Genomic DNA, 14,620 nt, shown 5'->3' on the forward strand with positions numbered 1-14,620 from the left:
TTGCCGCGGTGACGGCTGCTGAGGATGTCACCTTGGAGCGCCTGCGCGGCGCGTTCAGCATTGCCGCCGCGGAGGGCGGGCTGGTGGATGTTGCCTACAGGGTGGTTGATTCGCCCGTGGGCCCGCTGTTGCTGGCCGGCACTGTGCAGGGGCTGGTACGGGTGGCGTTTGCCCGCGAAGACCATGATTCCGTGCTGGAATCCCTGGCCACCACCATCAGCCCGAGGGTCATTGCGGCACCTGCCCGCCTGGATCTGGCCGCGCGGGAAATGGATGAGTACTTTGCCGGCCGCCGCCACAGCTTTGAGCTGCCCCTGGATTTCAGGCTGGCCAGCGGCTTCCGCCGTGAGGTGCTGGCGCACCTGCCGGAGATTGGGTACGGTCACACGGCCAGCTATGCACAGGTGGCGGCGCTGACCTCCAGCCCGCGGGCCGTGCGGGCTGTGGGAACCGCATGTGCGCGCAATCCCCTGCCGCTGGTGGTGCCCTGCCACCGGGTGATCCGCTCCGACGGCAGCCAGGGGGCGTACTTGGGCGGTGTGGAGGCCAAGGCGCTGTTGCTGGCCTTGGAGGCAGGGCACTAGGCCCTCCACACCCTCCCCCACACGCTATCGCAGCAATGGTGCCTTTTTCCTGAACCCTCTCGCAGCAATGGCTAGCTTTCGCAAAACCCTTTCGCACTGGTGGCGCCCACTGCGGGCATGAGTACGACAACGTCCCGAAAAATCCAGCCATTGCTGCGAGAGCGTCGGGGGGAAAACCGACCATTGCTGCGATAGCGTCTACTGGGCGCCGAGCTCTTCGGTGATGGCTGCTGCACGGGCGGCTGCTGCACGGGCGCCCGCCCGAATAGTTCCAGGCAAGTCGTCCCGGTCAAAGCTGGCAATGGCCTGCTCAGTGGTCCCGTTGGGGCTGGTGACGGCCCGGCGCAGCTCGGTGGGATTAGCGCCGGGTTCGGCCAACATGATGCCGGCACCGGCCACAGTTTCCCTGGCCAGGATCTGAGCAATCTCCGGTGAGATACCAAAGTCCTCGGCTGCTGCCGCCATGGCTTCTGCAAGGTAGAAAGCGTAGGCGGGGCCGGAGCCGCTGATGGCCGAAACGGCGTTCTGCTGCTCCTCCGGAATGTCGAGCACCACGCCTGAGCCGTCAAATACTTCGTGGGCTGCGGCCAGATGATGTTCATCGGCCGACGTTCCCGCGGAGAGGGCAACCACGCCGCGGCCCACCTTCAAGGGCGTGTTGGGCATGGATCGAACCACCGGCTGACCTGGGCGTAAAGCGCCTTCAAGCTGTGCCACGGACACGGCCGCGGCAACACTGATGACCACGGCATTGGATTCCAGTGCGCCGGCAATTTCACGGCACAGGTCAATGATTCCCACGGGCTTGACCCCCAAGATGACCACGCTTGCCCCAGCCACGGCCTCCACATTGGCTTCGACTTCCTCGTTGGAGGCCAAAGCGGTGACGCCGTGGCGGGTGGCTAGCTCGTGCGCCCGCTCCGGGCGCCGCACTGTCACCACAACGGAGAGCGGGGACACCCCGGCGGCCAGCATGCCAGCCAGAATAGCTTCACCCATGGAACCGCAGCCAAGAAACACAATCTTTTTCATCATGTTCCCATCTTGGTTGGCCACGGCACAGCATGCAACCGGGCAGCCTCACGCAACCCACGGGGAGCGCTTAATGGCAAACGCACAGCTGGCGCCCCGGCTATTCTCAACCAGGCCCCGTAATCTTTTAATTACCTCATAAGGGTGCGAGTGATGATCGGATTGGTCTTGTCCTGAAGACCAATCAAATCGCCGGAGATCTCGCCAGTGAATCCCCCATCCACTGGCTGAGCTTCCTCCGGCGATTTCACTTTAAGGCCTCGGCAGGCCCGGCCACCGCGGTCACCCGCTACGGCGCCGTCTGCCCCAGGTGCACGCGGGCAAACTCCAATGTTTCGGCCAGCCATTCCTCACGCTGCCCGGCACCCTTGGCCTTGCGCGTGGAGATTTCGGCGACCACTGCGCCGTCGAACCCGTTATGGGCAATATGTTGGAGCACCTCAACACACTCCTGCGTGCCATGGCCGGGGATCAGATGCTGGTCCTTGGTGGACGGCGAAATTCCATCCGTCAGGTGGATGTGCCGCAGCCGCTCCCCCAACGACTTGACGGCATCCAGGCTGGACGCCCCGGCCGTGGCAGCGTGGGAAAAGTCCCAGGTGACGTCGCGGTAGTCCAAGGGAACGGGGTCCCAGTGCGGCAGGTAGGCCAACGCCTCACGTCCCCGCACACGCCACGGGTACATGTTCTCCACAGCAATGCGAATCCCAAAGGCATCCGCAATGTCCCGCACACCGTGGGCAAAGGTTTCTGCGTAGTCGTTCTGCCAGCGGAACGGCGGGTGCACCACCACCACATCCGCTCCAACATCAACAGCCATTTGGGCTGATTTCTGGATCTTGTTCCAGGCACTGCCCCACACCTGCTGGGTGAGCAAAAGCGTGGGCGCGTGGATGGCCAGGATGGGCTGATCGTAGCGTTCGGCCAGCCGGGTCAGGGCCGCGGCGTCTTGACTGTCACCGTTGTGCGTGACAAGGACTTCCACGCCGTCGTAGCCCAGGTCTGCAGCCACGGCAAAGCCGTCATGCACGGAAAGCGGGTAAACCGAGGCGGTGGAAAGTGCCACGGGAATGGGGGCCCGAGGGGTGCTGCCGGATTCCTGCTGGTGCTGCTCCAAAGGCGGGTCCGCCGGTGTTTGAGTCATGTCCGCCTACTTAGTTTTTCGAATTCATCAGCTTGGCAACGTGGGCCGGAGGGTCCAGCGGGCCGTCAAAAACCAGCTGGTCCAGGCGCCGCAGGATGAGCCCCTCTCGCAGGGCCCATGGGCTGATTTGCATGGTTGTCACACCAAACATCTCCATGGCTGTCTGCGCCACGAGCGCCCCGGCCAGCACTTGCTGGGCCCGCGGAGCGGAAACTCCCGGCAGGTGCAGCCTGTCCGCCGAGGACATGGCCGACAACCGCTGGGACCACAGCCCCAGATCGCTCAGGTGCAGTTCGCGGCGCACATAGGGCCCCATGGACGACGGCGCGGCCCCGGTAATGCGCGCCAGCGCTCGGAATGTTTTGGAAGAGCCCGTGACGATGTTGGGCGGGCCGAGCAGTTTGGTGGCTGCGACCGGCTCCTTGAGGGTGGCCTTGATGTGTTTGCGCAGCTGTTTGACGCTCTTGGCCGTGGGCGGGTCCTCGGCGAGCCAATCCCGGGTCAGCCGACCGGCGCCGAGGGGCACGGAGTGGGCCTGCTCGGGAAGCTCGTTGGCGCCCTGTGAGATTTCAAAGGAGCCTCCACCAATGTCCAGGTTCAGAATGGTGCCGGCATCCCAGCCGTGCCACCGGCGCACGGCGAAGAATGTCATGGCCGATTCTTCCTCACCCGTGAGCTCCGTCAGGCGGACAGTTGTTTCATGCTGCACCCGGTCCAGCACCGCAGCACCATTGGTGGACTCGCGGATGGCTGAGGTGCAGAACGCCAAAAGATCCTTGGCTTTGTGCTGGGCGGCGAACTCCCACGCCTCCAGAATGAACTCGATGAGCTCACTTTGGCCCTCATCGGTGATGTTGCCTTGATCATCGAGGTGCTGCACAAGGCTCAGCGGCCGTTTATGCGAGGCATACGGGACGGGCTTGGCCCCGGGCCGCGCGTCAACAAGAAGCAAGTGAACGGTGTTGGAGCCGATGTCGAGCACGCCTAATCTCATATGCCCATTATGGCCCTTTTGGCATCATTACAGGCCAAAGGCCACCCGATTGCGAAGCAACAAAATGAATCGCTTCGCAATCGGGCGGCCTGGGGACTCAGCGTCGGCGCGGTTTACTGGTGCATTCCCGCACGACGACGGCTGCTCATCACTACCACTGCACCAAGGAGAGCCATCAGCACGGCCCCGCCCCACAAGGCTGTGGTGTTGGCGCCCGTGTTGGCCAGACCACCCTTGGCCGGCGCCGATGACGTGGGGGCGGAGGAACTGCTTGCCCCGCCTGCCGTGGTTGCCGTGGTGTTGGCCAGAACGGTGAACATCGCCTCCACCACGCGCTGGGAGGTTTCACCGCTAAGCGTCACCTTGTGCTCGCCCACGGCGAAGTTGGCTGGCACATTCCAGGTGAAGGATACGTTGCCGTTGGCATCAGCAACGCTCACACCGAGGTCCACGGGATCGCTGTGCACGGTTCCGCTCACCTTTTCACCGGGCAGGAAGCCTGAACCGGTGAAGGTCACCGCCTGGCCCTGCTGAACATCGTCCGCCTCAACAGAGGCAGGCGGTGTGGTGGTGGCAGGAGCCGTCGTAGCCGGTGCCGTGGTGGTTGCCGGCGCCGTAGTCGCCGGAGCGGTTGTTACGGGCGCCGTCGTCGCAGGGCTGGTGGTTGCCGGCGCCGTCGTGGCCGGGGCCGTGGTGGTGGCAGGAGCCGTTGTCGCCGGAGCCGTCGTAGCCGGTGCCGTGGTGGTTGCCGGCGCCGTCGTGGCCGGGGCCGTGGTGGTGGCAGGAGCCGTCGTTGCCGGGTTGGTGGTGGCGGGTGCCGTGGTTGCCGGAACTGTGGGTTCCACAGCCACGTCCGCCGCGTCAATGCTGAACTCGGCCAGAGTGGTCCAGGGCTGGCCCGACTGCTCGCTGAGAGCCTTAAGGGTCACGAACTGTCCCACGGCAGGAGTGGCAAAAAGCACCGTCTGGAGGGTAGAAACGTTCGCGAAGGTACCTTCGGCAACCTTGGTCCCCACATCACCGGCAGTCTTGCTGACGTACACCTCGTAGTTCTTGATGCGTCCGTTGATGGCGCCGGAGGACGTGCCCTGGCGTGGCAGTGCGTTGATGGCGCAAATGCTCATCTCCTTGCCAAGGTCAGCCTTGATGGTGTGCGGCAGGGGCGCGTTGGAAGGCGTCCAGGCCGTTCCCCAGAAGGTGTTGGGGTTGCCGTCAATGGCGTTGGAGCCGGGGGTGATTTCGCCTCCGCCATTGTTGAAGTTGTCAACCGTTGCACCTACGGGGCGCAGCGGGGCGGTCGAGCATGTCAGCAAGCCTGAGGCGCTTGAGTTGCTGACGCGGGATTCAGCACCAACCTTGTAGGCTGTGGCGGCGGAGACAGTAAAGTTTCCAAGGGCCACTCCGGTCGACGGCGTTGCCGTGAACGTTGCCGTTTTGGCAGTTCCGGCGGCAACATCACCAAGGGCGATCGACGCCGGGGAAATGGTCCAGCCGGCAGGAGGCGTCGGGGTGACAACGGCAGCTGTGATGTTGGTGGCTGTTCGGTTGTCCACAGCAACAGTGATGGTGCTCGGAGCCCCGGCCACTGCGCGGGCGGGAGCCGTGACGGTGGTGGAGACTTCGCCCGTCAGGGTGAAGACGCTTGCGGCTATCACGTCGGCGGCCTGCTGCGTCAAGGCGCCGGCTGCATTGAGGCTCAGCGGCATCTGGGTGATGGCGTTGCGGATCTTGTAGCCGTTGCCGACCTTGAGGACTTCCCACTTTTGCAAGTTATTCACATTGCGGTCAGCCGTGGTGCAGTCGGACAACGACGGCGCCAGGTCCTGCTGCATGGGGGCTCCGAGCCAGAGCACTCCGCCGGCCATGGCTAGGCACTTGCCGTTGGCAGCTGTCAGCTTGTAGTAGTGGTCAGTGGTTGCTTCAAGCATCCAGGTCTCACCGGCTGCGGCGGCTACATTCACGCCTGCTCCGCTGACGTTGACTGCCTTGCCGGCTGTGGAAATCGTGTATCCGCCGTTGCCTACCGGAGTCCTGTCATAGCTGTCGTAGCCGGGTACGCGGCCCAGGTTATTTGTCAGCGTGCTGAACTTGGCGAAGTCGGCTGTGGGCTTGGGGCCGCCCCACGTGGCCTGGGCCAGGAAGCGGGTGGTGGCAAAGAGCTGCTCCTCAACCATGGATTCGGTGGCAGCGGCTGTGTCATCGGGCCAGGCCGACAGCTTGGCGCCGATGACCTTGCCCTTGCCGGGCACGTCGGTGACTGTTGTGCCGCCGTCGAAGGTCTTGGGGGTCCAGCCTGAGTTCCACAGGTTGGTCAGATTCACGTTGTAGGCACCGGGGCGGTTGAAGTAGAGCGCCTGGGCGGAGTTTTGCACATCATGGCCGGCGTCAAGCAGGGCTTGGGGCTTGGGGGTGCCACCGGCGTTGTACCAGTGCTCCACCACAATGTCCTTGTCCAGCGGGATGGTGCTGGACGCCGGGACGCCGTCATTCCAAATGCGCAGCTTCTTGCCCTGGGCCTTGACGTGGGCGTTGACCTTGTTCATGAACCAGATGAACACGTCGCCGGGGCCCGAACCTGCGGGGAAGATTGCGGGGTTGGCTGCCACGAAAGCTGCAAACTGCGGATAGTTGGCGTAGCTGTCGCCCATCATGTATTCGTCCCCGCCCATGTGCCAGTAGGGCTGGTCCGGGAAGGCTGCGGCATACTCGTCCGCCAGCTTGGTGACCATGGTGAAGGCCTCGGGCTTGCTGATGTCCAGCTGCTCAACCTTCTTGTTCCCGGCATTGTTGATCAGCTGAAGCTCGGGGTAGTTGTAGAGCCAGGGGCGCATGTGCCCGGGAGAGTTCACCTCAAGGACCAACTCAATGTGGTACTTTTTGGCCCACGCGGTGATCTGCGCGGCCTCTTCCTTGGTGTAGTAGGCCCAGAAGTTCGCCTTGGGGTAGGCCACCGACTTGAGCTTGGTTTCCAGCCACAGCTGGTTCAGCTTGTTGTACGCCATGTCCTTCATGGTGCGTTCCAGCGACTCCATGGAGATGGTGACCTGGCAGGCACACAGCCCCACACCACGTTCGGCATAGGCAGGCACATCGATGGAGCTGCCCTTGTTGATGGTGTTGCCCTGCGTCAGCAGCTGCAGGATGGTTTGGGTGCCATAGAAGGCGCCGGCAGGGGTGGCGCCAACAACCTTAATGGTGTTGCCTACAGTGAGTTCGTAGCCTTCATCGCCCAGCGCGGTGCTGCGGCTGGCGTCCACGGCCACTTCAACGTCGCCAGCAATGGCGCCAGTGGCGCCCGTGGCCACGGTCCGTCCCAGCACCGCTGAGAGTGCTGTGGCGAGATCACCCGTCAGGGTGGCGTTGGCGCCAATCACCTTGGCGCCCGCACCCAGAGTGAACTGGCCGGTGGCGGATGTCCAGGTGGACAAGCCGGGGATGGTTTGCGGCGCTCCGGACGGTGTCAGCGGGACGGCACCGGACGGTGCGGCAACTGCCAGCACGGCCGGGGCAAGTGCGGGCGCAACAACTGCGTTGGCGCCTGGCAGAGCGACGGCGGCCGAAGCCAGGGTCAGTGCGGCCGCGGTCAGTGCGGCGACAACGGCTCTACGGCCGGTACGATGGCGAATTTTCATATCTCCCCGTGAAAGCTGGAATGGTCTTGTGGGCTGGAAGTCCCACTCTTGCCTCTCACCACCGCGTCGTGTGACAGGGAGCACAAGTATGGGCTACCTGCATTATGTTACGGGTACCATCGCTAAAAATCTATATGTTACCGATCTCATTTGCGCCTATTCGCACATTTCCAAACATTTACGAAACAGGCCGGAGCCGCGTTTGCCCGACGCCCGGCGGCACAGACACCAACAGCCCCGAACACCTGGTGGTGTTCGGGGCTGTTGAATGCTGCCGCAAGGCTACTTTTTGGCGGGCGCCTTTTTCTTGGCCGGGGCTTTCGCCGCAGCCTTCTTGGCAGGCGCCTTGGCGGTCCGCTTGACAGGCCCGCGCTCACGCTTGTCAGCCAGCAGCTCGATGGCGGTTTCCCGAGTCAGTTGCTCCACCTCGGTGCCACGCGGAACAGTGATGTTGGTGACGCCGTCGGTGATGTACGGTCCAAAGCGGCCTTCCTTGACCACAATGTTCTTCCCCGAGACGGGGTCTTCACCAAACTCAGCGAGCGGCGGCACGGCCGTACGGGCGCCACGCTGCTTGGGCTGGGAGTAAATTTCCAGCGCCTGCTCCAGCGTGATGGTGAAGATTTCTTCCTCAGTACCGATGGAACGGGAGTCCGTGCCCTTCTTCAGGTACGGGCCAAAGCGGCCGTTCTGAACCGTGATCTCAACACCCTCGGCGTCGGTGCCCAGCACGCGAGGCAGGCTCATGATAGCCAGTGCCTCATCCAGCGTGACTGTGTCCACTGTCATGGTCTTGAACAAGGAGCCGGTGCGCGGCTTGGCCTTGACGGGCTTCTTCGGCGGCTTCGGCTTGCCGTTCTTGTAGTACTCAACAGGCTGGTTGGCGATTTCCTCTTCGGTCATCTCCGGGATGACCTCGGTGACGTACGCGCCGTAGCGGCCGTTCTTGGAAACCACCGTGTGGCCGCTGACCGGGTCAACGCCCAGGACGCGTTCCTCGGGTGCCGCCGTGTCCATGAGTTCCTGCGCCTTGGCGGGCGTGAGCTCATCGGGGGCCAGGTCCTCGGGGACGTTGGCGCGGGCGGCCTCAATGATTTCCCCGGTCTTGGGGTCCACGGTGGGAACTGTGCTCTCCAAGTACGGGCCAAATTTGCCAACGCGCAGCACCAGGGTGTCGGTGATGGGCATCGAGTTGATCTCGCGGGCATCAATTTCGCCCAAGTTGTTCACAATGCTCTGCAGCCCGGCGTCGTCCCCGTCGCCGAAGTAGAAGCGCTTGAGCCAGTCGGAGCCCTTGTCCTGGCCGTTGGCGATCTTATCCAGCCCAGTTTCCATGCCGGCAGTGAACTCGTAGTCAACGTAGTCGGTGAAGTGCAGTTCCAGCAGGCGCACCACTGAGAAAGCAATCCAGCTGGGCACCAGGGCGGAGCCCTGCTTGCGGACGTAACCGCGGTCCATGATGGTGGACAAGGTGGAGGCGTAGGTGGACGGGCGGCCAATGTCGCGCTCTTCCATTTCCTTCGTCAGGGACGCTTCGGTGAAGCGCGGCGGCGGGGAGGTGTCGTGGCCGTTGGCCGTGACGTCCGCGGCGCTCAGCGCATCGTGCTCCTTGACGTTGGGCAGGCGGCGGTCCGAGTCGTCGGAGTCGTTGCGGGACTCATCCCGGCCCTCCTCGTAGGCGGCCAGGAAGCCCCTGAAGGTGATGACGGTACCGGAGGCGGAGAATTCGGCGTCCTGGCCGTCAGCGGGGCCGCCAACAGCCGTGGCACCCAACTTGATGGTGGCCGTGGAACCCTTCGCGTCAGCCATCTGTGAGGCTACGGTGCGCTTCCAGATCAGCTCGTACAGCTTGAACTCGTCGCCGCGCAGGGCACTGGCCACCTGGGCCGGGGTGCGGAAGGAGTCACCGGCGGGGCGGATGGCCTCGTGGGCTTCCTGCGCGTTGGAGCTCTTGTTGGCGTAGACACGCTTGGCCGCGGGCACAAACTCGGGGCCGTACAGCTCCGAAGCCTGGCGGCGAGCAGCATTGACGGCCTCATCGCTCAGTGACGACGAGTCGGTACGCATATAGGTGATGTAACCGTTTTCGTACAGGCGCTGGGCTGTCGACATGGTCGATTTGGAGGAGAAGCGCAGCTTCCGCCCGGCCTCCTGCTGGAGGGTCGACGTCGTAAACGGCGGGGCAGGGCGGCGCGTGTACGGCTTGTGCTCCACCGAGCGGACGGCAAAGGCCACGTCCTGCAAGGCTGTGGCGAGGGCCTTCGCGGCAACCTCATCCAGGTGGGTGACGTTCTTGCCGGTCAGCTCACCCTTGTCGTTGAAGTCGCGGCCCGAGGCCACGCGCTTGCCGTCGACGGCGGCCAGCTTGGCTCCGAAGGATTCGCCGGTCTCGGGTGTGAAGGTGCCGGCCAGGTCCCAGTAGTTGGCCGAACGGAACGCCATGCGCTCACGCTCACGCTCCACCACCATGCGCGTCACCACTGACTGCACACGGCCGGCGGAAAGCTTCGGGGCAACCTTGCGCCACAGCACCGGGGAGAGCTCGTAACCGAACAGGCGGTCCACCACGCGGCGGGTTTCCTGCGCGTCCACCAAGTCTGTGTCCAGTTCACGCAGGTTCCCCATGGCGCGCTGCAGGGATTCCTTGGTGATTTCAGCAAACGTCATGCGGTGCACGGGCACCTTGGGCTTGAGCACCTCAAGCAGGTGCCACGCGATGGCCTCACCCTCGCGATCCCCATCAGTTGCGAGGTAAAGTTCGTCGGCGTCCTTGAGCTGCGCCTTGAGCTCGGCCACCTTCTTCTTCTTATCCGGTGAAACCACGTAATAAGGCTTGAAGTTGTTCTCAAGGTCGACGGCGAACTTGCCGATCGAGGACTTCTTCAGCTCCGCGGGGAGTTCCGAAGGCTGCGGCAAGTCACGGATGTGCCCAATGGAGGCTTCGACGACGAAACCCTCGCCCAAGTACTTGGCGATGGTCTTGCTCTTGGCAGGGGACTCTACAATAACGAGCTTTTTGCCGGTCTTGGGCTTGCTGGCTGCTGCCTTGCTGGGCACGGTACTCCTACAGGGAAGGAAAGGGGGACGAACGGCGTCCTCAAGAGCCTAGTTCACCATATTTTTACCGTGAACGCGTATTGCTTGGGAAACTGGGTCCAAAATTTGTTGCCCGGTTAGCGCAGCCTTTCTCCTCGGGCAGGGGCAACCGGCCCGGGCTTGTAGGACCTCCTTCCCGCTTGATTCTGCCGCAGCGCGGGGCGGTGCGGCCGCGGGAAGGCAGCCGGTCAGCGCGGCCCGCCACGGTTCACGGGTGCCCAGAATCACGGAACCGGGCGCACTAGGCGGGCAGGAGGAATCCGTCCCTGACCAGGTTGCGGACATCATGGCTGAGGGAGTCGGCAAAGTCCGCATCGTCACGTTCCAGCAGCACTGCGAGGGCACCGACAATCTGCCCAACGCTCAGATCGCCGTCGCACGCAGAAACGAACCCTGCCAACTCGGTGCTCATGAGATTGGTGCGCCGCAGCCCGGCACCCTGGCGCAACAGGATGACGCCGGGGTGTTCGGCGCCCGGCTTTTGGTGGCGTTCCTCCGTGACGTCCTCGGCCACCAAAAGGTACTCATTCGCAAGGTCTGGGTGCTGCACCAACCACTGCTGGCGGTCCACCGCGGCGGCAAGATGCGGGCCCACGGGCTGTTCAATGGGGTACAGAATCTCTTCAAAGCGGGTTTCCTCGGCAGCCAGTTCCCCGGCGCCCGGCTGGCGCAGCAAGATGTAGCCGAAGCCGATCCCCGTGACGTTGCGGGAGGCGAAATCGAGCAGGTAGTCCTCATATGCGTCGGTGTAGGCCTGTGAATCGCGGCCCTGCGAGGCGTCCTGCAACCAGGTTTCGGCATAGCCGCCGGGGCTGATTTGTTCGCGCTGGATGAACCAGGCCTGCACCCCGCCACCAACCCACTGCTTCGGGCGGGCTGCCCACTCCGCTTCCGTGCCGCCGTGGTCCTGCGTCACGATCTCCCAATTACCCAGCATCTGCGCCATGCCGCCGGGGCTCAGGACTGTGGGCAGCTCGCGGACAAGCGTCTCAACGATGGCGTCGCCAGCCATGCCGCCGTCGCGGTAGGTGAACTGCTCGCTGCTACTCTCACCGCGATGCCGCGGGGTGATGACGAACGGCGGGTTGGAAACCACCAGGTCAAAATGCTCACCGGCCACAGGTTCCAACAAGCTGCCCAGGCGCAGGGAGACGCGCGCCTGCTTGTTGTCCGGGTTAAAATCGGCGTTTGTCAGTCCAAGAGCCGGCGCGTTCAGGACCAGGTTGAAGAGGGTGAAGGCCAGCGCCCGTTCCGAAATGTCTGTGGCCACCACTGTCTTGGCGTGGTGCAGCAGGTGGAAAAGCTGGATGCCGCAGCCCGTCCCCAGGTCCAGTGCCCGCTCCACGTCGCCGCGGATGGTGCCCTGCGCCAGCGTGAGGGACGCCTGGCCGATGCCCAACACATGGTCCTTGCGCAAAACGCCGGGACGCTGGTGGGCACCAAGATCGCTGGCCACCCACAGGTTCGTGTCCGAGTCGTCGGCAGTTGCGCCGGGCCAGCCGTAGGGGCGCAGGTCAATCGCTGCCCGAACCATGGCCGGCTCGTGTGCCGATTCCACCAGCCCCAAGGCGGCCAAGGAGCCGGCATCCATGCTGGGAAGAGCCTGCTTCAACGCCTCGGGCGAAACGCTCTGGGCCAGCAGCCACAGCCGGACCACAACAGCCAGCGGCTCGGTGCTGGTACGCAACACCAGGGCGGCGGGCACCGTCTGGTCGCGACCGAGTGCCTGGTGGGCGTCCGCGCCCAGGAGCGCCGCCACACCATCCACCGTGTAGTCAACGGCCAGGAGGTCGCGGGCCAACGCCTCAAGGAGGGCATGGTTGTCGCTGCGGGGTGCGTCGGGGACGGTGGCGAAATCAGTCATGTACCCAGCCTAACGATTTCCGCGGGTCTGGGCCCACGCGCCCGAGGGCCCCGCTGCGAGCTTGCGAGCAGTGGGAGGGCGTGGGGATCAGTCGGTGCAGCCCTGCGGGCATTGCAGGGTTTCCGGGGCGCTGGCGCAGTCGGCACAGTAGAGGTTCAGGTTGCGGCAGCTGAGGTTTGAGCAGTTTTCAAACTTGTTGCTGGGGTTGTTGCAGCGGATGCAGTGACCAATTTCCTTGGCCTCGTCGCTGAATTCCATGTGCATGCGCTTGTCAAAAACGTAGAGCGAGCCCTCCCACAGGCCCTTGTCCTTGAACGTTTCGCCGTACCGGACAATGCCGCCGTCCATCTGGTAAACCTCTTTGAAGCCGCGGTTGACCATGAGGGAGCTGAGGACTTCGCAGCGGATGCCGCCGGTGCAGTAGGTGACCACGGGCTTGTCCTTGAGGTCGTCATACTTGCCGGAGTCGAGTTCCTTGATGAAGTCGTGGGTGGTGTCGACGTCGGGAACAATCGCGTTCTTGAATTTGCCGATCTGGGCCTCGAAGGCGTTACGGCCGTCAAAGAACACCACTTCTTCGCCCTTGGACTCCTTGTCCGCAACCAGTTCATGGAGTTCCTCCGGCTTGAGATGGGTGCCACCGCCCACCACGCCGTTCTCGTCGACCTTGAGTTCACCGGGGGCACCAAAACTGACAATTTCGTCGCGCGCTTTTACGCTCAGCCGGGGGAAGTCGTCTCCCGCGCCGTCGGACCATTTGATGTCCATGTTCCTGAATCCGGGGTACTCACGGGTGGTCTTCAGGTACTGTTTGAGGTCCTTGATGTCTCCTCCAACAGTGGCGTTGATGCCATCCTTGGAGATGATGATGCGGCCCTTGAGGCTGAGCTTTTCGCACAGGGCACGCTGCCAGAGCTTGATGGCTTCCGGATCGCTAAGAGGGGTAAAGCCGTAAAAGAGCACAATTTTGTTCAATGACACATGTTAAATCCTACTTTGTGCCACCAAATGGCTCCGATTTGGCGTCACACCCGGGGCGCGGGCATAGGCTGTTCATATGACGGATGGTGCCACGGAACTGCAGCGACATTTGCTTGCATGGTTTACCGCTTGGACGTCCCTGCGCAGCTACCCGGCGAGTGACGGACCTGGCTACTTGGCAGCGTTGCGGCTGGACCGCAAGGGCGACTGGGAGTACTTTGTGGCCGCCCCGGATCCTGCCGCGTTCGCCACCGTGGCCGCAGAAGTTGTCAGCTCGCCACAGCGGGCAATGTGCGTCATTGGCAGCGATGTGCACGGCTATGTGAAACAAGCCCATCAGGCCGGTTTGGGGATGATTTCCAACTCGGAACGGTTGATGATCCTGGCCATGGAAACCCAGGACAATCAAGATCCCTTCCTGGGTGACCCCGAGCTGTCCCTTGTGGTCAAGAAGATTGGCGGCAAACACAGCGACACGGCGTGCCAGGCCCGTTTTTCGGCAACGATTCGTCGCGGGCAGACAATCCTTGCCACCGGCAAGGTTGGCATCTATGGCGACTATGCCGTTTTTGACCAGCTGGAGACCCACGCGCAGCACCGTCGCCGCGGCTACGGCATGCTGCTCATACGGACGCTGGCCGCGAGGGCACAGGAGTATCCAGTCACCACGGGGCTCATCCTGGCCAGTACCGACGGGCAGCGGTTGTACTACAAATTGGGTTGGCGCAGCCTGGGCTCCGTAACGGTCTTGGTGCCCCGGGCGCGCTTGATGGAGATGGCAGCCAGTTCCTAATACGGGCCCCGGGCTGACCGGAAACCTGGTGGTGCCGGCCCCGTTTTTGGGTTCGTGCCCTAAATGAGCGCGGCCCCTACGGCCGGACTATGGGAGTTGTGGACCGTGCGGCACGCCCGGCCAGACGCTTTTTCAAGAAGATCATGGGCAGGAAGATCGCACCCAACGTGGTGGTTACCCAGATAAGAAGCGCCGCCGTGATCCACGTGGTAAACCCGCTGATGTGCAGTCCACCGGGGAAAATCTGCGCCAAAAACAGGGCCACCAACGTTGAAATCAGGCCAATCCCGCCCAGTGCGGCAGGAACATAGCGGTTGGTCATGCGGGCAATGAAGGGTGTCAGGATGGACTGAGCCAGGGCAAAAACCACCACCGCCACAAGGAACCCCCGCCATTCAAGGCCAAAGTCGGGCAACAGCCATGCGGCCACCAGAAGGCCGAGTGCTGAGGTGCCCAGATAAATCGCTGCTCGAATCAGGAAGATGATCATGAGCGTAAGT

General features: G+C 63.3%; 10 protein-coding genes. 2 read left to right on the forward strand and 8 right to left on the reverse strand.

Features of this window, described 5'->3' with window-relative positions:
* The first annotated feature begins 32 nt into the window (after positions 1-32).
* Complete coding sequence (locus ACX80Q_RS01895; RefSeq protein ID WP_459328938.1) at positions 33-584, forward strand: methylated-DNA--[protein]-cysteine S-methyltransferase; 552 nt, start codon at positions 33-35, stop codon at positions 582-584.
* A gap of 198 nt (positions 585-782) precedes the next feature.
* On the opposite strand, the gene proC is transcribed toward ACX80Q_RS01895, so the two are convergent.
* The 7 genes from proC to trhO form a co-directional block, all read right to left on the reverse strand.
* Positions 783-1,619 carry a pyrroline-5-carboxylate reductase gene (gene proC, locus ACX80Q_RS01900; RefSeq protein ID WP_459328820.1) on the reverse strand — a complete coding sequence of 279 codons (837 nt, stop codon included), beginning with the start codon at positions 1,617-1,619 and terminating at the stop codon, positions 783-785.
* 286 nt (positions 1,620-1,905) lie between these two features.
* Entirely contained in the window at positions 1,906-2,760 is an 855-nt protein-coding gene (locus tag ACX80Q_RS01905; RefSeq protein ID WP_459328821.1) for a sugar phosphate isomerase/epimerase family protein, read from the reverse strand.
* Positions 2,761-2,770: 10 nt separating this feature from the next.
* Positions 2,771-3,754, reverse strand: a complete 984-nt coding sequence (locus tag ACX80Q_RS01910) for a Ppx/GppA family phosphatase (protein ID WP_459328822.1) — start codon at positions 3,752-3,754, stop codon at positions 2,771-2,773.
* 113 nt (positions 3,755-3,867) lie between these two features.
* Positions 3,868-7,386, reverse strand: coding sequence for a family 20 glycosylhydrolase (locus tag ACX80Q_RS01915; RefSeq protein WP_459328823.1), 3,519 nt, complete (start codon positions 7,384-7,386; stop codon positions 3,868-3,870).
* Positions 7,387-7,668: 282 nt separating this feature from the next.
* Positions 7,669-10,443, reverse strand: a complete 2,775-nt coding sequence (gene topA, locus ACX80Q_RS01920; RefSeq protein ID WP_459328824.1) for a type I DNA topoisomerase — start codon at positions 10,441-10,443, stop codon at positions 7,669-7,671.
* Between the two features lie 280 nt (positions 10,444-10,723).
* Entirely contained in the window at positions 10,724-12,346 is a 1,623-nt protein-coding gene (locus ACX80Q_RS01925) for a DUF7059 domain-containing protein (RefSeq protein WP_459328825.1), read from the reverse strand.
* Between the two features lie 87 nt (positions 12,347-12,433).
* A complete protein-coding gene (trhO, locus tag ACX80Q_RS01930; protein ID WP_459328826.1) occupies positions 12,434-13,327 on the reverse strand; it encodes an oxygen-dependent tRNA uridine(34) hydroxylase TrhO in 894 nt (297 codons plus the stop codon).
* A gap of 76 nt (positions 13,328-13,403) precedes the next feature.
* On the opposite strand from trhO, the gene ACX80Q_RS01935 reads away from it, so the two are divergent.
* A complete protein-coding gene (locus tag ACX80Q_RS01935) occupies positions 13,404-14,120 on the forward strand; it encodes a GNAT family N-acetyltransferase (RefSeq protein ID WP_459328827.1) in 717 nt (238 codons plus the stop codon).
* Positions 14,121-14,196: 76 nt separating this feature from the next.
* Here ACX80Q_RS01935 and ACX80Q_RS01940 read toward each other — a convergent pair whose 3' ends face one another.
* On the reverse strand, positions 14,197-14,610 hold the full coding sequence (locus ACX80Q_RS01940) for a phage holin family protein (RefSeq protein ID WP_459328828.1): 414 nt from the start codon (positions 14,608-14,610) through the stop codon (positions 14,197-14,199).
* Positions 14,611-14,620: the final 10 nt, after the last annotated feature.

This window comes from Arthrobacter sp. HLT1-20, from assembly GCF_054510895.1.

Coding starts and splice junctions, on each gene's coding strand:
- ACX80Q_RS01935 (WP_459328827.1), top strand. CDS start 13,404: ATGACGGATGGTGCCACGGAACTGCAGCGACATTTGCTTGCATGGTTT.
- ACX80Q_RS01940 (WP_459328828.1), bottom strand. CDS start 14,610: ATGATCATCTTCCTGATTCGAGCAGCGATTTATCTGGGCACCTCAGCA.
- ACX80Q_RS01915 (WP_459328823.1), bottom strand. CDS start 7,386: ATGAAAATTCGCCATCGTACCGGCCGTAGAGCCGTTGTCGCCGCACTG.
- ACX80Q_RS01910 (WP_459328822.1), bottom strand. CDS start 3,754: ATGAGATTAGGCGTGCTCGACATCGGCTCCAACACCGTTCACTTGCTT.
- ACX80Q_RS01905 (WP_459328821.1), bottom strand. CDS start 2,760: ATGACTCAAACACCGGCGGACCCGCCTTTGGAGCAGCACCAGCAGGAA.
- ACX80Q_RS01925 (WP_459328825.1), bottom strand. CDS start 12,346: ATGACTGATTTCGCCACCGTCCCCGACGCACCCCGCAGCGACAACCAT.
- proC (WP_459328820.1), bottom strand. CDS start 1,619: ATGATGAAAAAGATTGTGTTTCTTGGCTGCGGTTCCATGGGTGAAGCT.